Here is a 22,791-nt window from a genome sequence, read left to right on the forward strand (position 1 = left end):
CATTCAGGGCATTCATACTCCACGTACAGATAACAAAATGCCCTCGATGAGTTAGTGTTAACCCTTTTCACAAAAAAACCTGCAGTACGTTTCCTCCAAAAAACGGGCATATTAAACTAAGCTCTATTTTCGGAAGAAACCTATTGCAGGGCTCAGATGGTTTTTACTTAAACATACGCCAGCGATCTCCCAGCCATTGTCCCCATTCCCTCCAGGGAATAAAAGATCCAAGCTTCGAATCACTTCGTCTGCCTAACGTATAACCGATGAACACCAAAAGTGCAAAGAACAACATATCCCAAAAACCGATCCATACATAAAGAAATCCAAAAAAGATACCAAAGGCAATCCCTAATATTCGGCCTCTGTGACTATCCCATATCTCTCTCCACAGCATCAGTGAAACTCACCTCATTCCACTCGACTCTTGTAGTTAGGCGACTGGGTAACATTAGCAATATATACTGTGACAAAAGAAACCGGAATACCCGTAATCTCCTGTACATGATCATGTATTGCCTTTTGTAGATCGGAAGTCAGTGCAGGGATCGGGCTCTCCCCGTCCACTACTGCACGAATCATAATCTCCAACCCGGACTCCACCACGCGAATGCGTGCTTTTACATCACGAACCCCACGAAAACGCGAAGTCGCCTTCAAACAGAGATTCTCAATCGTCTCCATTGAGATCTGCACATCACCGTATTCTGTACGCTGATCTACAGATGGCAATGAAGCACGTTCACGCCGAACTGAGATATAGAAGAAACGCAAACTCAGGATAAACAAAATCGCTGATGCAACAATTGCTGCAACAATGACGTTCTGTTCCTGCTGGTAATTCAATTCGTAAGGCAGCACTCCACTAATCAGAAGAATAACTGCTGCCGATATTGCTCCAACGCTTATGCTGTATATAAACAACAGAAGCCGATCCAGTATTTTCGCCACGAACTGCACAGCCTCCCTTGCTCACTAACATTGACATCTGTTAATCACCCTTCATCTTCAGTCAGACTTCAGATGAACTCAAGACTTGTCCAAGACGGGATAACCCCGGCAGTTATGCCGGGGGAATCTGCCCTTTGTTATTTGACGCGCTGTGTGTTCACGTCAATTTCTTCCACTTTCTCAGCGTTCTTGAATTGAACATCGTGAATGTGAACATTAACTTCGTTTACACTCAGTCCTGTCATATTCTCAATCGAACGTTTCACGTTTTGCTGAATTTCAGTAGCCACCTGTGGAAGGCGGTATCCATACTCAATAATAACGGAAACATCTACAGCAGCTTCACGCTGTCCTACTTCGACTTTTACACCTTTGGAAAGGTTTTTGCGACCAAGCAATTCAGCAAATCCGCCTGCGAATCCGCCACTCATGCCAGCTACACCTTTTACTTCGACTGTAGCCAGTCCAGCAATGACTTCAATGACTTCAGGTGCGATCTGGATTTCACCGATATCCGTTCGTTCAAATTCTGTCGGTAATGTACTCATAACTGTTCAACACACCTTTCGCGAGATAAGTTTGCGGCAATCCGTGAGGGCGCAGGTACCGAGGTCTACGACCGTCAGATACCGTTCCGATCCGGCTTTACCGGAACTCCTGCATTTTATCTCCGCAAAGCGGGCTTATCCTTTACAGGAGACATGCGCTCTTATTATTAAATACTATATCATTTGGGCTACATTATGACAAACAAGCCCAATATGCATATTAAATCTCGTTTTCCTCAAGAAATTTAATATCGAAGTCCCCACGAATGAACGTTGGATGCTCCAGCAATTTCTGATGGAAAGAGATCGTCGTGGAGATCCCTTCGATTGCAAATTCCGCAAGAGCACGTTTCATTTTGGCTATGGCCTCTTCCCGGTTAGCACCCCATACGATCAATTTTGCGATCATGGAGTCATAGAACGGGGAAATTGTATAACCTGGGTAAGCAGCGCTATCCACGCGTACACCAGGGCCACCCGGTGCCAGATAGAATCCAATCTTACCTGGAGATGGCATGAAATTGCGATCAGGATCTTCAGCATTAATCCGGCATTCGATGGACCAACCGTTGATCACCACATCTTCCTGACGGAATGAAAGTGGATGACCTTCTGCAACCGAGATCATTTCCCGAATTAGATCAACGCCAGTAACCATTTCCGTTACGGGATGCTCTACCTGAATACGTGTGTTCATTTCCATGAAATAGAACTCACCATTTGGGCTGAGTAGGAATTCCAATGTACCTGCTCCAGAATAGTTTACAGCAAGCGCAGCGCGCACTGCAGCGTCTCCCATCAGGGTACGCACTTCTTCGTTTAGGACAGGGCAAGGTGCCTCTTCAACCAGCTTCTGACGGCGACGTTGAACGGAGCAGTCACGCTCACCAAGGTGTACTGCGTTGCCATGCTTGTCCGCGATGATCTGAATTTCAACGTGCTTCATGCCCGTCAAGAATTTTTCGAGATACACGCCAGCATTACCAAACGCCTTCTGTGCTTCTTGCTGAGCTGCAGTAATTTGTTTAACCAGCGACTCTTCATCCTCAGCAATACGAATCCCTTTACCTCCACCACCTGCGGTAGCTTTGATAATGACCGGGTAACCGATATCACGGCTGATCATCACCGCTTCTTCGATGCTTTCGACGAGTCCGTCAGATCCAGGAATAACCGGAACTCCCGCGTCCTTCATCGTTTGCTTCGCAACTGCCTTATCTCCCATTTTGGTAATAGCCTCTGGAGATGGGCCGATAAACGTAATATTGCAAGACTCGCAAATCTCTGCAAAGTCAGCGTTCTCTGCCAAGAATCCATACCCTGGGTGAACGGCGTCACACTCAGTAAGCGTGGCTACACTCATAATGTTGGTAAAATTCAAATAGCTGTCCTTAGACAACGTTGGGCCGATACAATACGCCTCATCCGCTAGACGTACATGCAGTGAATCTTTATCTGCTTCTGAATAAACGGCTACCGTTGAAATACCGACCTCACGGCACGCACGAATAATACGAACCGCAATCTCGCCACGGTTTGCAATCAGTATTTTTTGAAATTTCATTTCGTTATTGTCCTCCTTCGAAGCTCATGCGGTTGCCAATCTCGGGCAATAAACGTTATTCCGGTTTAACCAAGAACAGAGGTTGTCCGTATTCAACAAGCTGTCCATTCTCAACCAGCACTTCAACGATTTCTCCCTTGATGTCAGCATCAAGCTCGTTCATCAGCTTCATCGCTTCAATGATACAAACCGTTGTTTTTTCGGTAACTTTATCACCAGCGCTTACAAAAGGACCTGCTTCCGGAGAAGAAGCTCTGTAAAAAGTACCCACCATCGGAGATACGATTTTATGTAAATGGCTTGTAGTATCGGCTTGTGGTGCAGTTTCAGTAACCACTGCAGCAGGTTGCACCTGTGGAGCAGCAGTAACAACTTGAGGTTGCACAGCAGCTGCTTGAACATATTCCGTTTTACCCGGTTTGCGTATAGAGAGACGTGATCCCTCATTTTCAATTTCCAACTCCTGAACGGAACTTTCATCTACCAGTTTGATCAATTCTTTGATCTCGCTCAATTTAAACATTAGCATTATTCACTCCTTCGGCATCATGCCAGTCTCACTTAGACGGTCATATGGCTTTATGTATTATATCATAATCGTTAAAAATGGAAAGAGCCCGGGACTTTAACAAGCTCCCAGGCCTCTACTCCAGCCCTTACCTTACTGTTCTGTCACGTATTGAACACTGATTTTATTCTGTGTGACAGCCAGTTCCTTCATCACCAAATCCACAATGGATACCGCTTGTTTTACATCCAGTTTGTCACTAAGCACTACGACTTTATACTTATCTTCGTTTTCTTCAATAATCGCATTGGAGAATTGCTGGGAGAGCGTCTCTTCAATTCCGTTAATCTTAGCTGTTCTCTCTTCAAGTTCACGGAGCTGCTCCGTAGCTTTAGCGTTCTCTTCTGGTGTTTTGCTGAGATCTCCAGCGATGGTCATGAGCTCCTCATATTTTTGATTGTTGCTTTCTTCCCGCTGCCATTGATAGTTTTGGAACTGACTGCTAGCCGACACTGCTGTGTTCTGCTCTTCCATCTCTTTCAGAACTTCCTCATCCGTTTTAGCTGCATTCCCCTCTGTTGCTCCACTTGCATCAGGGCTAGCTGTTGTTCCTTTGTCTGTTTCCTTACCTGGCTCACTCTTACCCTCATTCGATTCTGCAGCAGGGGTCTTGCCCGGCTCTGCCGTTCCCTTACCTTCGGTGGCCGCTGGATCATTCGTTTCGGCTGTCGTACCTTCCGTTACTGTTGCATCCGTTTCATCAACTTCTCCGCCAGTAACAACTTCGTTCACAACCAATCCCTCTGTTGGATCCAGAATACCTGCTGTCTCTGTCGCCTCATCTTGCTTCATTCCATCTACTTGCTGGCTATCGGCAACAGGTGGATTTACAGGACCCGAGTCTTCTGTAAAGAGGTAATATGCAGACAAAATAACCATCAGACTGAGCATAGATACAAGCCATACCGTTTGGCGTTTGTTATTCATTAATACTTCCTCCTCGAATAAATTCAATCTTGAGTTAGTTGATTACAATTGGATCATCGATCCTGGTTAGTCCTGCTTGCGCGGTACAACCGAGATACGGTAAGCCGCCACATTCAACCCTTTTTCCACAGCATCGGTAATCAGATCCTTCACAACTTTGTTCTCTGCACCTTTGGCTACAACAAGCACTCCACGAATTTGTGGTTTCAGTTTCTTGGTCACAATCGGTGTCTGATCCCCTGAAATTTCATAAGTAATAATCTCGCCATCCCTGGTGTACTGGGTCATGTGCCTTTTACCCCACTGGCATCCGTCTCTTCTGTTAGCTGCTGAGAGTCTTTCACATTGCGCTGAACCACTAATTCCTCCGTTGAATCGACTGTAACCATGACATCGACTGTTCCCACACCAACGATGTTCTCGAGCACACTCTTGATCTTGTCCTCAAATGCCATCTCGATTGCCTGAAAAGGGTTTGGATCTGTCAAGTCATTCTGCATCGTTGCCATGGATGTTGCTGGATCAGGAGGTTCCCGGCCGATATTTTCCGTATCAATCTGTTTGACGTTAACAAATGAATTGAACAGCATGATACCAACGCCGATTAACCCCAATATAATGAGCCATCGAAACGTTTGACTACGCCGACCTCCATCTTCTCCGCCGCCCAGCCACACCTCAATTTTTTTAAGCCACTTTCTCACCGCACACCCTCCTTCTTATAACGCATGCGCGTTCTTTTGTTCTTTTACCTGTACCTGACTCGCATCGATATCCCATTTTTCCGTCAACAGCGTTATAATCTGTACGGCATGCTCCGAGCGTGATGAAGCTATATCCCCGCCTTGAGGCTGAGTAAGTGTTTCCTGACTACCGGCAACCGGTTCAGCATCCGCATCTACCGTATTTCCATGGACATCTGGCTGCCCTGAAGGGGAGCTAACGGAAGATTGCTCATCCGTCCTCACCTTAATCTGAACCGAAGGAATGTGAATGGTACCAATTTGAATCGGCTCCTGCTTGAATGAGGATTCACCTGTTGCCTGAGCTTGGTCTTGTTCGAACACAGAAGCACTGTCAGCTTCGCCTTCGTTACGTTCAGCGTTAATCCCTATTGCCTCCGGCTGACCGCTCATTTCGACCATAACACGTTGGATCACTGGTAAATGTACTGGAGAGGCGACTTCGGATTCCGGTTGAACCTTATCCATCAGGAGCTTCACCTCCACAGACTGAACACGTTCCCCCGTGCTTTGTTCAATCTGGTCTTTCATTACCTTGGCTAACTCTTTCGCTGTCCACGCTAAAGATTGCTCCTGCTCATTCAGCTGAAGGCGTTTCCCCTGTGCTAATATCTGCTCTAAGGTGGCATTCCCCTCCGATGGAGATTCCATAGCCGTCATTGCCCGCTTGAGTTCATTAACTGGGTCGCTCTTGAGCAACTTAGTTATAGGCGATAGGAGGGTAAGCAGGATAAGGAGGCTCAGCACAAGCTTGACGTAACGCTCCATCGAACGATTGGGCAATAACATATCCACAAACGTTGCGAGCAAAACGATCATGATTACTTCCTGGAGCCAGTTGCTCAGCCACCCCATCCTTTTCAGCTCCTTTCTGCGTATTGTTGCGTCATCTCATCATGACGGTCAGGTTCCCTGCTGTGAGCAGGATGGTGATTGCTAAGAAAAACATAAGTCCGACAGCAGCTAGCGCTGCGAACACGTAAATCATTGATTTTCCAATCGCTTGTAAACATCCAACGATCGGTGTATCACCTAGTGGCTGCATGATTGCTCCAGTAATGTTATATATGAGTGCAAGGGCTAAAATTTTGAGTGCAGGGAAGGCACACAAAAACAGAATAATGATGACCCCCGTAAGACCAATTGCGTTTTTCACCAGCAGCGAAGCTGTAATGACCGTGTCTGTCGCATCTGCAAATGTCCTGCCTACGACGGGAACAAAGTTGCCTGCGATGTATTTGGCTGCCTTTAAACTGACACCGTCAGCAACAGAGCCTGATGCTCCCTGCACCGAAATTACACCTAGAAACATCGTTAGCAGAATGCCGAGCAAGGCAACGCTGATATTACGTAGCAGGTCTGCAAGCTGTGTAAGCTTGTACTTATCCGATAACGAACTGACAAGGTGCAACACCGCTGAGAAGAAAAGCAACGGAAATACCAGCATGTGAATTAATGTGCTCACCAGGTGAATCATGAAGATAATCAGCGGATGAGTCACCGAGACGGTCACCACATTCCCCATCGACGCTAGTAACGTGAAGAGCAGGGGAACCATCGCCATCATAAAACTCACCATGCCCTCAATGGCGTCTTTGGCATAACCTATGGCTACGCTAAAACTGTTGATTGCGATGACGATAATGACCATATAACAGATAGAATAAGCAATCTTGCTTATGTTGTTTTTCTCAAATGCCGTCTGTAAAGTCTCCAGAATCATACTCAGTACACTTAACATCACAATGGTGACTAACAATTTGCCGTTATACAAAATTTCATGCAGCATGAACGTTCCAATCGCTATAAAGACCGACTTCAGGCTAAATCCTTCATTGCCCGGAATTAACATATCCATAAAAGAGGGCGTTTTTCCCTCCGGAAAAAATCCACCATATTGCCCCATGAGCTGATCCCAGTACTTCTCCACTTGATCCTTCGGAAGCTGGTCAGCCTGCTGCTGCATCCATTCTCCAGACGGTGCACTTGCGGTAACATGTCCGACCATCGCAAACAGAAAACATAGCATTAGTACAAGAGTAAGGCTCCACTGCGGCTTAAAATGGTTGTATTTCATCAAAGTCCGCATGCCTCCTTCTATACCGGCATTAGTTTCATGACGGTTTCGATAATAATGCTAATAATGGGAATCGCGAGAACCAGGATCAGAACTTTCCCCGCAAGCTCAATTTTGGAAGCAATGCTCTCTTGACCGGCATCCCTCACAATTTGCGCACCGAATTCAGCAATGTAGGCTATACCTATAATTTTCAGTACAGTTTTCAGATAGATGCTTTCCATACCTGAGTTTTCGGCGAGCCGCTTCAACACCTCGATGACCGCGCCAATCTTGCCAATCAGTAGCATAAAAATGACTATGCCTGTAGCGGCAGCGATGAGAAATGCAAACATGGGCTTTTGTTCTTTGATGACAAGAATGAGAACTGTTGCAATCAACGCTAGCCCTACCACTTGAATAATTTCCACAGGTCACCACCATCCTGGCTTCATGACCGTTTTCATTGGAAAAGGAAGATCGATTTGATCTCTTGCAGCAACCCGTCCAACATACGAACAACCATAAATAACACAACAACGAATCCGATAACGGTTACCCAGTGCGCCATATCTTCCTTTCCCATTTGTTTCAGCACCGTGTGAATCATTGCAATGATGATTCCGATGCCCGCAATTTGGAAAATTGCGTTCACTTCTAGATTCATGACCTTGGCACCTCACTATCCCGGCAATTTCAGAAGATCAGAATGACGATTAACGCTCCGACAAGCATCCCAAGGCTACGGCTCATTCGTTCATATTTCATTTGGTCAGCCTGTGCACGGGATTCTTCATGCATGAGTTGTTGAATGGCTAGCGAGATATGTTTGGTCTGATCCTGACGGTCGCTGGTGCCAAGACTGAAGCTTAACTGCAACATGACTTCTCGCTCATCTGCTTTCATTGCAGACTTGTTCCACATGTATTCAATGCCAGCCTGAAGACTTTCGCGTGCAGTCTGTCCGTATGGCGGATTCATCTGATGTGCTGCATGGAGAAACAACGATCGTACAGGTTCCTTCGTCTGAGCTCCCATTTTCCCCATCGCATCAGGAAGCGGGGTCAATCCATAATTAATCTCCGTCATCAGTCGTTGCAATGCAGCAATTAATTCCCGTATCTGTCGTGGTCTGAGAGCGAATTGTCTTGCACGGTAGAAGCCAGCCAGTGTGCTTGCAAACAAGATAATGACAGCACCCAGCATGTTAACCAAATGCCTCACCTCCTGCATCTAGTTGCTGTAGACCACGCATTTTCCCATCAGCCAAACGAAAGTTCATCCCTCGGCTCGTCCGCCTAAGTTGTACATAACGCTGAAACATCTGCTCCTGGATAAGTGTTTTTAGCGCTGGCCTAGAAGATAACTCTGCCAGATCCCGCCCATGTGCTGTCGCAATCACCGATACCCCCGAATGCAGTGCCTCCATCACAGCTTCCGCATCCTCTGGACGACCAATCTCGTCCACAATGATTACGTCTGGAGACATGGAGCGAAGCATCATCATCATGCCTTCTGCCTTTGGACATCCATCCATCACATCTGTGCGTGGTCCAACATCAAAACCAGGTACCCCTTTATAACTTCCAGCGATTTCGGAACGCTCATCCACAATGCCTACCTTAAGTCGAGGACGTAGCCCTTGAACGAACTCACTTCCACCCACCAGTCTGCAACCATTGCTTATTTGTCTAGCTAGGTCACGTAACAGTGTCGTCTTGCCTTGTTGTGGAGGGGATAGAATTAACGTATGGAATACCTGTCCGCTTTTCATGTCCAGAAGATAGGGCAGAATGCGATCTGCCACACCATGAACCTCTCGGGCAACCCTTACATTGAATCCATTGATATCGCGTAAGGTTTCCACCCGTCCACCACTTAGAACCGTTCGACCAGCAAGTCCGATCCGGTGTCCTCCGGGAATGGTAATGAATCCTTTACGAAGCTCTTCTTCCAATGTATAGAGAGAGTGATTACTAATTAGATCCAGCAGCCTGTGCGTTACTTCTTTCTGAGGAATGTAAGCTTCTTCAGGCTTAGCTGTCAGACTGCCCTGTGCGGTAAGAAAGTGATAGGTATCTCCAGCATTAATCTCGAGCGGTCTCCCTTCCCGGATACGCACTTCCTCCACTTTCTCTAATACGGTAGGCGGCATTCTCCCTAGAATGGTTCGGATCGGTTCCGGAAAAAGCTCCTTCCAGTTCACTTTCATGAGTAGGCTCCTCCAACCTTGGTTTCAAATTGATCGCGTTGCTGGTGCTTGTTCATATCTCATGTTTATGCCTGTACATCGAATTTATGACGCTGAATCTAGCAATTCTTTTTAACTGCAAAATGAGAGACGTCACTTCTTGCTTCATGTCAAAAAAGCCGAAATAGGAAAGCATCGTTCATGCTTCCCTGTTTCGGTCTTTTGTCGAATTATTATAGATACTCATGAATTATCTTGTTAGTGTAACGGGTACCTCATCCGCATTTAATGCTGATACGGTGATATGTTGGTATTTGAGTGCTTCTCCATCTGCCTGACGTATATCAATGGTTCGCTGCTCCCCTGGAAGCAGATCAAAATAGTTATCACTCATGCGCACATTACCTTGCGGGATCAGAATCTGAACCATTCTAGCTACCGCATCATTTGCCTGCACAAGCAATTGCTGGGTTTCTTCATTATATGAAGCGTGAATACTGCTCAGGCTAAGCTGTACATCTTTTGCATCACGTAAATAATAAACGTTATCTAGGCACTCCCATGCAGGCGCAGACAACTTCAGCACCGCCTGTTCTGGAGATAGGTCTTTCAACACTTCCTGTTCGTCCCACTCCCCCAGTTTTACGACGCCATTAGCTTCCACCTGTGCATGCAGCTCCATACGATGAATGGATTGACCCTGCATATCATAAACCTCAAGAATCACCAGTCCATTAAGAGAAGATAAGTGATCATTAATCACCCACACCTCCAACAACTCGCCGGGTTCATGGTTCAGACTTAATAGTAATGGATGATAAAATTTACGCGCATAATAATAGGACGCTTTTGGTAGCAACTCATAATCAATTAACGACCAACTCGTTCCAGGCCAACTGTCGCCGTGCTGCCAGATTAAGGAACCACTTGTGCGCGTTTTGTTGCGCCGATAATGCTCAATTCCATATTTCAAGCCCTCAGCCTGAGTCAACATCGAAAACTGGATATACTCATCTAGATTTTGGGGTACTCCTGTGAACCCTTCCATGAGCAAAATGCCCTTCTGATGGTTCGTATCCTTGTTACGATAAGCCATCTCTACGCTTCCCCAATAGAATTGATCCTTTGGAATGTTTCGTTCCAACGTATACTTCGTGGCAGAGGCATGCATACCAAACTCACTGCTGAATAACGTGAAATCATTTTTATAGTTTTTGAACGTGACACCCTCCACACTGTAATCTAGCAAAGGCACCTCGCCAAATTTACGTGGATAGACGGAGCCATGCCACACTTGCCAGTTGTGACGATCACCATGATTCGGATCATTCGCATCATTGCCGCCATAAGGGGAAGAAGGCCAGTATTGGCGGGCAGGGTCAAGCTGTTCTAGCAATTCTGGTAAAATCTCATGATATATCGTTTCACCGTAAAAAGGTGTCGTAATCTCTCCGGATGACGATTTCATGTCGTACAGCCAGTCGATCTCGTTATTTCCGCACCATAAAGCAAGTGACGCATGATTGCGCAGCCTTTGAATGTTGCAGATGGCTTCCTGCCGAACATTTTCCACAAAATCAGCATTGTAATCTGGGAAAAGCGCGTTGGCAAAAGCAAAGTCCTGCCACACTAGTAAGCCGAGCTCATCACAAAGATCGTAGAAGACGTCTTTCTCATATATGCCTCCTGCCCAGATTCGCAGCATGTTCATATTAGCCTCTACGCCCAGCATGATCAGATGTTTATATCGTGAGTCAGGAGCCGCTCCAATCAGATTATCTACTGGAATCCAATTCGATCCTTTGGCAAACAACTTTACACCATTGATATGAAAAGCAAACGCTGGCTGTCCCTGATCATCTTCCAGCACCAGTTCCACGGTTCGAATTCCAATTCGTTGCTCTCTCCGATCTACCTCCACGCCGTCTGCAAGCAATACCGTTTCTAGTTGATAGAGGTAAGGCTTACCCAGATCATGCGTCCACCACAATTGTGGCTGCGATACCTGAAGATCGAATCCAACCTTACCACGTAGGAACTCACCCTCCGCATGAGCCACAACCTGCTGATCCGCATCAAGTAAACGAGCACGATAGGTCAGATGGCCACATCCGCGATACTTTTTCGCTTCAAGCTCAACTTTAATGTCCGCCTGCTGGTTGTCACACTGCTTCGTATATGCATATACCCCTTCCAATTTGGCTTGCACATGACGCTCCAGTCTAACCTTACCCCAGATCCCTACGGTTACGATGCGTGGCCCCCAGTCCCAGCCGTAATTCATCGCTGCCTTCCGAATCCATGGGCGTTCCTTTGTGTATGAAGACCACTGCATCAGTGCTTTATCTCTGTGATAGAGGTAGAGTGGGTCAAAGCGGACAGCAATCGTATTTTTGCCTTGGCGTATAACGCGGGAGACATCATACACGTACGTTCGGTGCATATTACTGGCCGTTCCAATCTCAAGACCATTCACATAAACCGTAGCATGAGTATCTAACCCTTCGAAAATCAGTTCCCAGCGCTCCTGTTGGGTTGGATCGGCATCCATCTGAAAACGTGTGCGATACCACCACTCCTTCTGCTCCACCCAGCGCGAATTGATATCGTTATGCCCATAATACGGATGATCAATTAGCTTGCGTTCGATCAGCGTGGAATGTACATCACCCGGCACACTCGCACTAATCCAGAAACGGTCATCCAAATCTGCATCTGCAATGGTCAGCGGCGGTTTCTCGCCCACTTCATATTGCTGAATTCTCCAATTATCATGTAGTAGCATGGTTTCTGCCTCCATCTCAATCATTCAAATTCCATCCAATGAGTTTATTTATTTTATTTTGCTTTCGGCCTGTTTACCTTTCTCCACCAATACATCATAAGCTGCATCCAGTGTCACTTGACCAAACATAACGCTCTCCATCTCTGACTTATACGTTGCTGTAAAATCTTCAGCACCAGCAGGCGCAGGATAGAAAGGCAATGCCTTCGGTTTGGCAACATCAAGCAAATCTTTCCCGAAACGTTCTCCAGCCGTAAGATTAGATTCAAGTGAAGCGTACACTTCATCATCAATCGGAATACCACGTGTCATCCCCAAAATTTTGCCTGCTTCTGGATCAGATATGAACCACTTGATAAATTCCTTCGCTTGCTCCACATTTTTGGAATTCGCACTTACAGAGAAGAAAATCGTTGACTGAGCCCAGCCACCTCCGCTTTCGCCAATAGGATTGCTGTTCACTGCTAGCTGACCTGGTTTGAGTGCTTCGATTGCACTCGCCGATCCGACCGATGCTGTGCGAAGCATGACTTTACCAGAACCCAGCGAGTCGAGCTGTGGATCATTCTCTTTAAAAGCTAGCTGCTGATCTGCGGGCGGTACAACGCCTTCTTTTTGAAATTCAGCATAGATATTGTTAAATTCGAAAAAGGTATCTTTATCCAGATTGAACTTTCCATCTTGGAAAATGGGCCCTTTGCCTTTGGCAGTCTGATAAAATTGATAGAATTCCCAGATGTTGCGCATGTCGTCGATCGGATATTTATCCTCTGGCAGCTTGCTCCGTGCTTCTTTGGCATAAGCAAAGAAATCATCCCAAGTCCAGTTGTTAAAAGGTAATTTGATCCCGTATTGCTCAAGTGTCACTTTGTCATAGACCAATCCTGCACCATTGTAGCTCAAAGGCACTCCATATACCTTGCCATCAATCTTGATGTTCTCCAGCACCTTCTCATCCACAATGCCACTTAAGTCCAGATCAGACAGATCCGCCAGTTGCCCCCGTTTGGCATAGCCCTGAATATAAGCCGCATCCATCTGTAGAATATCCGGGAGAGAGGACGAGGCCGCAAGGGTAGGAAGCTTCTGCCAGTATCCATCCCATGATGTAAATTCCGTGGTGAGTTTGACATCCGTATGGTTCGAAGTGTACAGTTCAATTGCCTTTTTGGTCGCTTCGTGCCGAGCATCCGAGCCCCACCACATCATTTTGAGTGTGCCTGAGCCCTGGCCTCCACTTGCGCCTGAATTGGAACCTCCTGCACAACCTGTCACCATTACTGCAGCCAGCACACCGATCGTCAAAGTCTTTAGCCAACGTTTACCTTTGATCACCATTGAATGACACTCCCTTGTATGTGAAGTTATGTGATACCTGTCATCAAAAATCAACCTTTGATCCCTGTTGTCGCTATGCCTTCCACAAAATGCTTTTGAGCTACAAAAAAGACGATTGCCGAAGGAATAACGGATAGTAAAGACATCGCGAGCAATTGACCCCACTGCACCTCAAACTGATCAATAAACATCCGCAGCCCAAGCCCCACCGTAAACTTTTCTACCGAATTGAGATATAGCAATTGTGAGAAGAAGTCGTCCCAGCTCCACAAAAAGGTGAAGATCGCTACTGTCACGAGTGCAGGCTTGATTAGCGGAGCAATAATACGGAAGAAAATTCCGTAAACGGAGGCTCCATCAATCTGCGCCGCTTCATCCAGTTCGCGTGGAATACCACGAATGAACTGCACGATCAGGAATATGAAGAAAGCGCCGCCCCCGAAAAAATGTGGCAATATGAGCGGAACATAACTATCCACCAAACCAAGTTTGTTAAACAAAATGTACTGAGGCACAACGGTGACTTGCGAAGGCAGCATCATCGTTAGAAGCAGCACCGAAAACCAGAAGTTACGGAACCGGAAATTCAATCGACCGAAACCATATCCGACAAGAGCCGCTGTGACAACACCGCCTAGTACATTCCAAAACTCCATCATTAACGTATTGGCAAAAAAACGAGCAAACGTAAAGTCAGACGTAAAGTTCCAGCCATTGCTGTAGTTCTCCCATAACCAGGTCGTTGGCCATAATGACGGTGAGGATAGCTCTGTTGTGCTTTTGAAGGAGGCTCCAATCCACCATAACACCGGGTAAATCATGAGCAGTGAAAATGGAATCAGAATAAGATGTGCCTTCCATGTCTTCTGACTGCTAGTTATCATTTTGATTTACCTCCTTCGGATTCGTAGAACACCCAGTATTTCGACACGATGAAATTCAGTGCTGTGAAGACACCGATAATGACAAGCAGAATCCATGCCAGCGCTGAAGCGTAACCCATCTGAAACTGCTTGAACGCTTTGTCATAGAGGAACAATACATACATGTAGGTAGAATTCGCCGGGCCTCCAGCGGTAATAACAAAAGCTGACGTAAACATCTGGAACGAGTTAATAATGCCGAGGACTAGATTGAAGAACATAACCGGAGACAGCATAGGGATCGTGATGGAGAAAAATTTACGAATACTGCTGGCTCCATCCACCGAGGCGGATTCATATAAATCTTTAGGGATTTGCTTCAATCCCGCTAGAAAAATAACCATGGTTGATCCAAACTGCCAGGCATTCAGCAATATTAGCGTACCCAGTGCTGTATTCGGATTGGATATCCAACCGATTCCGGTAATACCGAACCAGCCAAGTACGTGGTTAATGTAACCATCCATGCCGAACATGTTTCGCCACAACGCGGACACTGCAATACTGCCTCCGATCAAGGACGGAAAGTAAATCGCTGTGCGGTAAACATTCATGCCCTTAATATCCTTGTTCAGCAAAATCGCAACCATCAGGGAGAAGAAAAGCTTAATCGGTACCGCCAGTAGCACAAATACGAATGTGACTGTAAGCGATTTCAAAAATAGCTTGTCGGATTGTAAAATTTCGCTATAGTTGCGCGTACCTACCCATGTTGGTGAATCTAAGAGAGAGTAGTCTGTGAACGAAAGATAGAACGATTGCAGAATCGGCCACAGCGTTAATAGCAGAAAACCAATCAGCCAAGGCGAGATAAACACATAACCAGCCACATTCTGCTGGTAGATCCAGCCGATTCCCCGCTTTTTGCCGAACATAGCATTACCCCGTTTCCATTGTAGTCTGTCAGCGTGAAACGCTGTATCTGAGTACATCATATTCATTATCTGAGTATTCTGTCAACTAAATTATCTATATTATTATGTTTACAAAATATTAATAGGTTTACTTTAAGCGTTTACATAGATAAATAGTATGAATATCTCTCATTTGACAGACATTTATTCCATATGAAATAGGCTATCCTTTACATTCGCCACGTAATGGATAACCTCATAGGGTTGTATGTTAGACTACGCTATCAATGCTGCCTTTGATCATTAACTCACCTTGAATGAGTCTCTTCTCATATGGCATTCCGATATGCTTCAGCCTCCATTGCATGATCTGAACCGCCTGAACTCCAAGTGCCTCAGTCTCTGCATTTACAGTACACAATTCAGGATATTGCGCCTGAACATCAGGATCATTATCAAAAGCAACCACCGAAATATCGGTAGGAATTCGTTTACCTTGTCTCTCCAGTTCAGCCATGCATAATGAAGCCACCTTATCATTAGCACATACAATCGCAGTAGTCGAAGAGGCCACCATCAACTGTTGCATTGCTGTGCGGATCAGCTCCAGATTTTCCGGGTGATGCGTCGGCCTGATCTGTAACAACTCTTTGTGCGGCGTGTAAGGTATGCCATTTTCATCAAGAATCGCCTTGAACCCACTCCAACGATCAGCAAAACTCCGAGCATACGACCAGTCTCCTATAAACTGAATATGTCGATGGCCTTTACCAATCAGAAACTTCGTCAGCTTACGATAAATATCATAATTGTTCATAAACACCGTATCTGAAGCGACCAATTCATCTTCGTGATCGATGATGACAAAAGGAATACCGAGTGAACGTAACTCAACCAGCATAGCTGTATCGATGAGTCCGATCCCAATGATGCCCAGTAACGCCTCGGGTCGCATAAGTTTGTTAAAATTATGAGGACTGTCGTCCGTAATGAGTACCGATGAAATCCCGTGCTCTTCTAAACCGCGAAACACCCCTTCAAGCACGCGCCCCCAATAAAAAGATTCACGATTTTGACTACGGATATTGGGAAAAAGTATTCCGATCATGCGCTCTTCTTCCTCGGTCTGCGTCTTCGGAGCCATCGTGCGTCTGGTTAGTTGTTGATCCAAATAACCCAGGTTCGAAGCCACCTCAAATATGCGTTCACGTGTTGCCGTACTAATGCCTGCTTTGCCAGATAACGCTTTTGATACTGCATATTTGGATACACCAACCCTATCCGCAATTTCTTGCATCGTTACTTTTTTCTTCTTGTCCAACGCTACTCCACCCCGCCTCTTCTAAAGGTTTACAAAACAATTTTGTAAACCAAACTAACACGTTTACATCATAACAAAAGAGAAGCATGCTGTATAGGAATGATGTCCTCGTTCCTAAGACTCATCGGGAGTCACAATGTTGATGAAGGCGACATAACGCATGTATACGAACCAAAAAAAGGCTAATCGAAGTGAGCTTCGATTAACCTTTTCTTATGCCTATAGGTCTATGTCCATACTGACAAGACTCCTAGACAAAATCGTTTATTTTAATTATCGACGAACTTGCGGTCCACCAATGACAGCTTGCTCCGCTGTATCGAGATCATACGCTGTGTGCAACGCTTTGATTACATCATGCAGCTTCTCTCCATCGATGACACAGGAGACTTTAATTTCGGATGTGCTCACCATCTTGATGCTCACACCTTCACCAGAGATCACTTTGAACATCTTCGCAGCTACCCCTGGATGGCTAACCATACCTGCGCCTACGATCGACACTTTAACCAAGTTCTCTTCAGATGTCACTTCACGGTATGGTAACCGGCTGTGAAGGCTCTCAATGACACGCAATGCGTTCTCACGATCAGACAGCGCAACGGAGAAGGAGAAGTCTGCTTTTCCATCCATTACACCACTTTGCACGATGATATCAACGTCAAGCTGCTCAGATGCCAAAGCACCGAACACCTCTGCCAGAACTCCTGGGACATCTGGAACACCCAAAATGCTGATGCGAGCTACGTTTTTGTCATATGCAATACCACTAACCACTACACCTTGTTCCATTGTTGCTTCCTCCTTCACAACCGTTCCTTCATTATGGTTAAAGCTGGATCTTACAATCAAAGGTACACCGGAATGCTTCGCGTACTCAACTGCACGCGGGTGCAACACGGCTGCGCCCAGATTTGCTAATTCCAGCATTTCGTCATACGAAATTTCTTTCAGCTTACGCGCAACTTTTACGATCCTTGGATCGGTAGAATAAATTCCATCCACGTCGGTATAGATCTCGCACGCATCCGCTTGAATAGCTGCCGCCAGCGCCACGGCCGTTGTGTCCGAACCGCCCCGACCTAGTGTGGTGATCTCTCCGTCTTCCGTCATCCCTTGGAAACCTGCAACGATAACAATATTACCGTCCTCAAGTGCTCTTAACACTCGCTCAGGCTGAATATCGTTAATACGCGCTTTGCCATGAACTGGCTCTGTGCGGAAACCAGCTTGCCAGCCTGTAAACGACACAGCTTTACGTCCAAGCGCTTGAATAGCCATGGATAACAAAGAGATTGAGATCTGTTCTCCAGTCGTAAGAAGCATATCCATCTCACGTGCTGGTAACTCACTATTCAATTGTTTTGCTTGATCAATCAAATCATCGGTTGTATCTCCCATTGCCGAAACGACAACTACACACTGATGGCCTTCATCCATTTTCTCTACAACACGTCCAGCTACACGTTTCATACGCTCCGTGTCTCCGACCGAGCTACCCCCAAATTTCATGACGTACAATGACAACGCAAATCCACTCCCTACCTTGTGCAGTATGCATAATTGATGTCCATCGCCATTATTCTCTCCGAAGAATGACTTTAACCCAGTATATTACGAAAGCGTCTGATAGGCTAATCTTTTTTCGAAAAAACCCTTTGCCAAACGAATGGCAAAGGGTTGATCTGACCGTTTATTATCTTACAGTCATTGAAAGTTACGCACGGGAAGAGTATTTACCTTCACGTGTATCGATCAGGAGAACGTCACCTTCGTTAATGAACAAAGGAACTTGTACATTCAATCCTGTTTCTACTTTCGCATTTTTGGTAGCACCTTGTGCAGTGTTACCTTTAACGCTTGGCTCTGTTTCGATAACTTTCAACTCAACGCTTGTTGGCAAGTCGATCCCGAGGATTTCGCCTTGGTAGCTAACGATTTTTACGTTCATGTTTTCTTTCAGGAAGTTCAATTCCCACTCCAGTTGGTCACTAGTCAACGTGAACTGGTCATATGTTTCGTTATCCATGAACGTGTGCTCTGCACCACTTGCATACAGATAGGAAACGCCACGGTTTTCGATGATTGCACGGCCAATTGTTTCACCTGCACGGAATGTTTTTTCAACCGTGTTACCATTACGCAAGTTTTTCAATTTGGAACGTACAAAGGCAGCGCCTTTACCTGGTTTAACGTGTTGGAAATCAAGCACGGTATAGATATCGTTATCTACTTGTACAGTCAAGCCTGTTTTAAAATCGTTTACTGAAATCACAAAGATCCCTCCTGATATAGTTGAAAAGTAGGTGATATAGGACAATACGTTGACTGAAGGTGAGAATCTTCTGATTGGCAGCAATCTACTGCTGAGACCGTTCCAGAGTCGGATCGTTCTTCCGATCGCTGTTGTCTCCCCATTTTTATTGATTAGACTATAATAAGGTTAAAAATGGGGAGACAAAGGCGAACGCTGACGCTTCTTTAGAATCGATTCCGTCTCTTCCACTACTTCGCAATATATTCCTCACCATTCAGGAGATAATCTCCCACCTTCTAAATCAAAACATGTCCTTTATCACCGGTGGATAGTCATTTAGCCGATAACGGTAAATTTCTTATCCGATTTTGTTAAAATATGAATGCCTGTCTCTGTGATAACCACATCGTCCTCGATGCGTACACCGCCAAGACCGTCGATATAGATACCCGGTTCAACAGTTACAACCATGCCCGGTTTCAATACATCGTCGCTAAGCTTGGACAAACGAGGAGATTCATGAACTTCCATACCCAAGCCATGGCCTGTGCTGTGTCCGAACTGATCTCCGTATCCGTAGCCTGCAATGATATCACGTGCCAGCGCATCGGCTTCGCGTCCGGTCATGCCTGGTTTCAGGTTCTCCAGCGTATGTAACTGGGCTTCCAGTACAATATCATAGATTTTACGCAGCTCAGGTACCGGTGTACCTGTTGCAATGGTACGTGTAAGGTCTGAACAGTACCCATCCAGCAGCGCACCAAAGTCAAACGTAATCAATTCGTTCTGTCCAATGACCTTCTCACTTGCTACCCCGTGAGGCATTGCAGAACGTTCACCTGAGGCAACGATCGTATCAAACGATGAGGAAGTCGCACCATGCTTACGCATGAAGAACTCCATCTCCAAATCGACCTCACGCTCAGTCATGCCCGGTTTCGCAAACTGTAAAACGTGGCTGAACGTAGCATCTGCCAAATCTGCTGCTCTTTGCATTACAGCGATTTCATCTTCGTCCTTGAACATGCGAAGTTGTTCCACAATACCGGATACAGCTTTCAGTTCAGCAGGGTGAAGTGTTTCAGCATAAGATGCATGCGTACCAAATGTCACGCTATCCTGCTCAAAGCCAACTTCTTTGATGTTTGCGGAAAGCAGCAGTTCACGCACGGAATCCATCGGTTTTGGTCCGTGTTCCACAACGGTAAATCCTTTGGCTTGTAGAGGTGCCTGTGTCATATAGCGGAAATCAGTCAGCAAGTATGCTTCCTGTTCCGTAATAAGCACGTATCCCGCTGAACCCGTAAAGTTCGTCATGTAACGACGATTAATCGGATTAGTAATCAGCATAGCCGTGAGTTCACGCTCGCGCATAGCCTCACGTAACTTATTCACTCGTTTGTTTTCCATCGGTAACCCTTCTTTCTCTCACATTCCCGGGTTCCCGGCTCAGGTTTGTTTGTCCAGATGACGCACGAGAGCCAGCAATCCCAGTTCATAGCTTACTTCGCCAAATCCGGCAATCTGCCCGATCGTTTCTGCAGCAATTACTGAATGATGTCTGAACGCTTCGCGTGCATGAATGTTGGATAGATGAACTTCCACAGTAGGGACTTTTACTGCATTAATCGCATCCCGTATAGCATAGCTGTAATGAGTAAAGGCTCCGGCATTCAGCATGATTCCGTCGTCTTCCCCCATCGCTGCATGAATACGATCAATGATATCCCCTTCGTGATTAGATTGATAAAAAGTGATGGAGACGCCCAGCTCTTCAGCCTGTCTGCGAATTTTGTCTTCAATATCCTTCAGACTAAGCGTTCCATAGATGCCAGGTTCACGTATACCTAGCATGTTTAGGTTCGGGCCATTGATCACAACAATTCGTTTCATAGCTGCTCCATCCTCTCTGCAAATAACCATCTGCTATTTTAACACAGCCATTGCCCGATTGAGAAGCTTTTTTGCGGCTATGCTCCTGCTTTCTCTGGCTCACGCTTACGCTCGTCTGTGTACTCCATGGCTACTGTATAACCGATGAAGAGTCCCCATAGCAGAAAGAAACAGAACTCAGTGATGATTGAATCCCAGGTTAATTCATTCTGAGGCTTCACCATATGCACTTTAGGCCCAACCAGCACAAAGATAATGAGCCACCAGAAGATTCCGTAAATCATACCGGGGAATGGCCCTTTCAATTTGCGAATTGTGAAGGTATAAAGTACAGACGCTAGGATCGAAAACGCAATAAAAAATAACCATCCTGTTAGATGCCCTGCCATGGAATACACGAATTCATGTTTGAAAAAAGGCTCTGCCAAAAAACCTAAAGGTACAATCGTAAAATGGATGACATAAAACAGTAAATATATTGCCCCCATATAAATCCCGCAAAAAATCCTAATTCCACAGCAAATGGAAACGGCTTGGTCAAGTAATGTGCTTCTCCTTGTTTTGGCTTTCCACGCCCCTTTCGTTCTGCTGAATTTTTACTCTCCGATATTTGATCTTTCCGATGACCCCGATCTTCTGTGTGTTCTGTCATATGTTGAGCTCCTTCCAATTTACTTGTTCTTCATCAATACAACCTTCTGCAAAGCTTCGATTCACACAAATTGTTTATCGGGTAGTATGTTCCATTCTGACCAAACTTAACAACATCCAGCACAGATTGTCCTGCAAACTAGAAATTGCTCTCAAAATTCGATACAATAGGGTTATTAAACCGCCTTCTACCATGAAGGTATAGAACAGAATAGGAAGGTGAGTAATTTGCCTCAACAATCCAAGCCTGTCAGCTATGGGGGCAAGCTGTCATTGAAGGCGTAATGTTTGGTGGGAAACACGTCAATGTTACGGCTGTGCGAAGAAAAGACGGCGAGATCACGTATTTAGAAGTTCCCAAGCAAGACAAGTCCTGGGTCATGAAATTGCGGCGGATTCCGTTACTGCGCGGGATTGTCAGCATTATAGATTCTAGCGTTAAGGGCAGCAAACACCTGAATTACTCTGCTGACGCATATGCTGATGATGAACTGGAACCGGAAGAAAAAGCTAAACAAAAAGAAAAAGAAGGCTCTGGCTGGAGCCTGAGCATGATTATTGGAGTAACCGCAGTAGCCATACTTTCATTCTTATTCGGAAAGATTGTACTCACCCTGCTACCGGTAGTCATTGAGAATTTTCTTTTCAAGAATGCATTCGACAATCAGTTTTTGCATAATTTACTGGAAGGCGGCATTAAGCTGATTCTGTTGCTTGCCTATCTATGGTTAATTTCACAGACACCTATGATTAAACGTTTGTTCCAATACCACGGTGCGGAGCATAAAGTAATCAGTGCTTATGAAGCGGGTGAGGAACTCACGCCAGAAAATGTGCAAAAATATAGCCGACTGCACTATCGTTGCGGCAGTAGCTTCATCATGTTGACGGTGATTATTGGTGTATTCCTGTACTCCCTTTTCACGTATGACAACCTATGGGAACGAATGGGTCAGCGGTTGATTTTGCTACCACTTGTACTTGGCATTTCCTTCGAATTGCTGAAGATCACCAATTCTGTTCGTGATATCCCATTCTTGCGCTATCTCGGATATCCGGGGTTGTGGCTACAGTTGCTAACAACGAAAGAGCCTACGAACGAACAGGTTGAAGTATCCATCGCCTCATTCAATCGTATGCGTGAGTTGGATGCAAAACTTGCAAATGCTTCTGCAGTATCAGAAATTCCTGTTGCATCACTTGATCCTGTGAAAGGGTGAT

General features: G+C 45.7%; 21 protein-coding genes and 3 pseudogenes. 1 reads left to right on the forward strand and 23 read right to left on the reverse strand.

Annotation, left to right across the window (positions count from 1 at the left end; all coding sequences use genetic code 11):
- Window positions 1-163 precede the first annotated feature (163 nt).
- From DMB88_RS19135 to DMB88_RS19245, 23 genes and pseudogenes are all read right to left on the reverse strand, one after another.
- Window positions 164-397 (reverse strand): DUF2273 domain-containing protein, encoded by a 234-nt coding sequence (locus tag DMB88_RS19135; protein WP_128102627.1) that lies wholly within the window; start codon window positions 395-397, stop codon window positions 164-166.
- Between the two features lie 14 nt (window positions 398-411).
- Complete coding sequence (amaP, locus tag DMB88_RS19140) at window positions 412-951, reverse strand: alkaline shock response membrane anchor protein AmaP (protein ID WP_128102628.1); 540 nt, start codon at window positions 949-951, stop codon at window positions 412-414.
- Window positions 952-1,088: 137 nt separating this feature from the next.
- The gene (locus DMB88_RS19145; RefSeq protein ID WP_128102629.1) at window positions 1,089-1,499 is read right to left on the reverse strand and encodes an Asp23/Gls24 family envelope stress response protein; all 411 of its coding nucleotides are present in this window, start codon (window positions 1,497-1,499) and stop codon (window positions 1,089-1,091) included.
- 220 nt (window positions 1,500-1,719) lie between these two features.
- Window positions 1,720-3,063 carry an acetyl-CoA carboxylase biotin carboxylase subunit gene (gene accC, locus DMB88_RS19150; protein ID WP_128102630.1) on the reverse strand — a complete coding sequence of 448 codons (1,344 nt, stop codon included), beginning with the start codon at window positions 3,061-3,063 and terminating at the stop codon, window positions 1,720-1,722.
- Between the two features lie 55 nt (window positions 3,064-3,118).
- Entirely contained in the window at window positions 3,119-3,586 is a 468-nt protein-coding gene (gene accB / locus DMB88_RS19155) for an acetyl-CoA carboxylase biotin carboxyl carrier protein (RefSeq protein WP_128102631.1), read from the reverse strand.
- A 138-nt stretch (window positions 3,587-3,724) separates the two neighbouring features.
- Window positions 3,725-4,558, reverse strand: a complete 834-nt coding sequence (locus DMB88_RS19160) for a SpoIIIAH-like family protein (RefSeq protein ID WP_128102632.1) — start codon at window positions 4,556-4,558, stop codon at window positions 3,725-3,727.
- Between the two features lie 66 nt (window positions 4,559-4,624).
- A pseudogene (gene spoIIIAG / locus DMB88_RS19165) lies at window positions 4,625-5,262 on the reverse strand (stage III sporulation protein AG).
- A 15-nt stretch (window positions 5,263-5,277) separates the two neighbouring features.
- Window positions 5,278-6,156, reverse strand: a complete 879-nt coding sequence (gene spoIIIAF / locus DMB88_RS19170) for a stage III sporulation protein AF (RefSeq protein WP_128102633.1) — start codon at window positions 6,154-6,156, stop codon at window positions 5,278-5,280.
- Between the two features lie 31 nt (window positions 6,157-6,187).
- Entirely contained in the window at window positions 6,188-7,378 is a 1,191-nt protein-coding gene (gene spoIIIAE / locus DMB88_RS19175; RefSeq protein ID WP_128104509.1) for a stage III sporulation protein AE, read from the reverse strand.
- A 20-nt stretch (window positions 7,379-7,398) separates the two neighbouring features.
- A complete protein-coding gene (spoIIIAD, locus tag DMB88_RS19180) occupies window positions 7,399-7,788 on the reverse strand; it encodes a stage III sporulation protein AD (protein WP_017687586.1) in 390 nt (129 codons plus the stop codon).
- 32 nt (window positions 7,789-7,820) lie between these two features.
- Window positions 7,821-8,024: a stage III sporulation protein AC gene (gene spoIIIAC, locus DMB88_RS19185; RefSeq protein WP_056696521.1), complete on the reverse strand. Its 204-nt coding sequence runs from the start codon at window positions 8,022-8,024 to the stop codon at window positions 7,821-7,823.
- 29 nt (window positions 8,025-8,053) lie between these two features.
- Window positions 8,054-8,572 carry a stage III sporulation protein SpoIIIAB gene (gene spoIIIAB / locus DMB88_RS19190; RefSeq protein ID WP_128102634.1) on the reverse strand — a complete coding sequence of 173 codons (519 nt, stop codon included), beginning with the start codon at window positions 8,570-8,572 and terminating at the stop codon, window positions 8,054-8,056.
- Window positions 8,565-9,569, reverse strand: a complete 1,005-nt coding sequence (spoIIIAA, locus tag DMB88_RS19195) for a stage III sporulation protein AA (RefSeq protein ID WP_128102635.1) — start codon at window positions 9,567-9,569, stop codon at window positions 8,565-8,567. The genes spoIIIAB and spoIIIAA overlap by 8 nt, the downstream gene beginning before the upstream one ends.
- Window positions 9,570-9,798: 229 nt before the next feature.
- Window positions 9,799-12,333, reverse strand: a complete 2,535-nt coding sequence (locus tag DMB88_RS19200) for a beta-mannosidase (protein ID WP_128102636.1) — start codon at window positions 12,331-12,333, stop codon at window positions 9,799-9,801.
- 48 nt (window positions 12,334-12,381) lie between these two features.
- Complete coding sequence (locus DMB88_RS19205) at window positions 12,382-13,671, reverse strand: ABC transporter substrate-binding protein (protein ID WP_164848737.1); 1,290 nt, start codon at window positions 13,669-13,671, stop codon at window positions 12,382-12,384.
- Window positions 13,672-13,721: 50 nt separating this feature from the next.
- Entirely contained in the window at window positions 13,722-14,555 is an 834-nt protein-coding gene (locus tag DMB88_RS19210) for a carbohydrate ABC transporter permease (RefSeq protein ID WP_128102637.1), read from the reverse strand.
- Window positions 14,552-15,469 carry a carbohydrate ABC transporter permease gene (locus tag DMB88_RS19215; protein ID WP_056696959.1) on the reverse strand — a complete coding sequence of 306 codons (918 nt, stop codon included), beginning with the start codon at window positions 15,467-15,469 and terminating at the stop codon, window positions 14,552-14,554. Before DMB88_RS19215 ends, DMB88_RS19210 begins: the two co-directional genes overlap by 4 nt.
- A gap of 250 nt (window positions 15,470-15,719) precedes the next feature.
- Window positions 15,720-16,769 (reverse strand): substrate-binding domain-containing protein, encoded by a 1,050-nt coding sequence (locus tag DMB88_RS19220; protein WP_128102638.1) that lies wholly within the window; start codon window positions 16,767-16,769, stop codon window positions 15,720-15,722.
- A 273-nt stretch (window positions 16,770-17,042) separates the two neighbouring features.
- Window positions 17,043-18,296, reverse strand: coding sequence for an aspartate kinase (locus DMB88_RS19225; RefSeq protein ID WP_128102639.1), 1,254 nt, complete (start codon window positions 18,294-18,296; stop codon window positions 17,043-17,045).
- A gap of 190 nt (window positions 18,297-18,486) precedes the next feature.
- A complete protein-coding gene (efp, locus tag DMB88_RS19230) occupies window positions 18,487-19,044 on the reverse strand; it encodes an elongation factor P (RefSeq protein WP_056696506.1) in 558 nt (185 codons plus the stop codon).
- 318 nt (window positions 19,045-19,362) lie between these two features.
- Window positions 19,363-20,436: a M24 family metallopeptidase gene (locus tag DMB88_RS19235; RefSeq protein WP_128102640.1), complete on the reverse strand. Its 1,074-nt coding sequence runs from the start codon at window positions 20,434-20,436 to the stop codon at window positions 19,363-19,365.
- Between the two features lie 39 nt (window positions 20,437-20,475).
- Window positions 20,476-20,919 (reverse strand): type II 3-dehydroquinate dehydratase, encoded by a 444-nt coding sequence (aroQ, locus tag DMB88_RS19240; protein WP_128102641.1) that lies wholly within the window; start codon window positions 20,917-20,919, stop codon window positions 20,476-20,478.
- 77 nt (window positions 20,920-20,996) lie between these two features.
- Window positions 20,997-21,571: pseudogene (locus tag DMB88_RS19245) on the reverse strand (YqhR family membrane protein).
- A 227-nt stretch (window positions 21,572-21,798) separates the two neighbouring features.
- Between DMB88_RS19245 and DMB88_RS19250 the strand changes: the two are divergent.
- Window positions 21,799-22,790, forward strand: a pseudogene (locus DMB88_RS19250) (DUF1385 domain-containing protein).
- Window position 22,791 lies beyond the last annotated feature (1 nt).

This window comes from Paenibacillus sp. DCT19, assembly GCF_003268635.1.
In the GTDB taxonomy this organism is placed as follows: Bacteria; Bacillota; Bacilli; order Paenibacillales; family Paenibacillaceae; genus Paenibacillus.

Bases quoted from the DNA above. Each gene is read 5' to 3' on its own strand.
- DMB88_RS19135 (WP_128102627.1), bottom strand. From the start codon at position 397: ATGCTGTGGAGAGAGATATGGGATAGTCACAGAGGCCGAATATTAGGG.
- DMB88_RS19145 (WP_128102629.1), bottom strand. From the start codon at position 1,499: ATGAGTACATTACCGACAGAATTTGAACGAACGGATATCGGTGAAATC.
- accC (WP_128102630.1), bottom strand. From the start codon at position 3,063: ATGAAATTTCAAAAAATACTGATTGCAAACCGTGGCGAGATTGCGGTT.
- accB (WP_128102631.1), bottom strand. From the start codon at position 3,586: ATGTTTAAATTGAGCGAGATCAAAGAATTGATCAAACTGGTAGATGAA.
- DMB88_RS19160 (WP_128102632.1), bottom strand. From the start codon at position 4,558: ATGAATAACAAACGCCAAACGGTATGGCTTGTATCTATGCTCAGTCTG.
- spoIIIAF (WP_128102633.1), bottom strand. From the start codon at position 6,156: ATGGGGTGGCTGAGCAACTGGCTCCAGGAAGTAATCATGATCGTTTTG.
- spoIIIAE (WP_128104509.1), bottom strand. From the start codon at position 7,378: ATGAAATACAACCATTTTAAGCCGCAGTGGAGCCTTACTCTTGTACTA.
- spoIIIAC (WP_056696521.1), bottom strand. From the start codon at position 8,024: ATGAATCTAGAAGTGAACGCAATTTTCCAAATTGCGGGCATCGGAATC.
- spoIIIAA (WP_128102635.1), bottom strand. From the start codon at position 9,569: ATGAAAGTGAACTGGAAGGAGCTTTTTCCGGAACCGATCCGAACCATT.
- DMB88_RS19200 (WP_128102636.1), bottom strand. From the start codon at position 12,333: ATGCTACTACATGATAATTGGAGAATTCAGCAATATGAAGTGGGCGAG.
- DMB88_RS19205 (WP_164848737.1), bottom strand. From the start codon at position 13,671: ATGGTGATCAAAGGTAAACGTTGGCTAAAGACTTTGACGATCGGTGTG.
- DMB88_RS19210 (WP_128102637.1), bottom strand. From the start codon at position 14,555: ATGATAACTAGCAGTCAGAAGACATGGAAGGCACATCTTATTCTGATT.
- DMB88_RS19215 (WP_056696959.1), bottom strand. From the start codon at position 15,469: ATGTTCGGCAAAAAGCGGGGAATCGGCTGGATCTACCAGCAGAATGTG.
- DMB88_RS19235 (WP_128102640.1), bottom strand. From the start codon at position 20,436: ATGGAAAACAAACGAGTGAATAAGTTACGTGAGGCTATGCGCGAGCGT.
- aroQ (WP_128102641.1), bottom strand. From the start codon at position 20,919: ATGAAACGAATTGTTGTGATCAATGGCCCGAACCTAAACATGCTAGGT.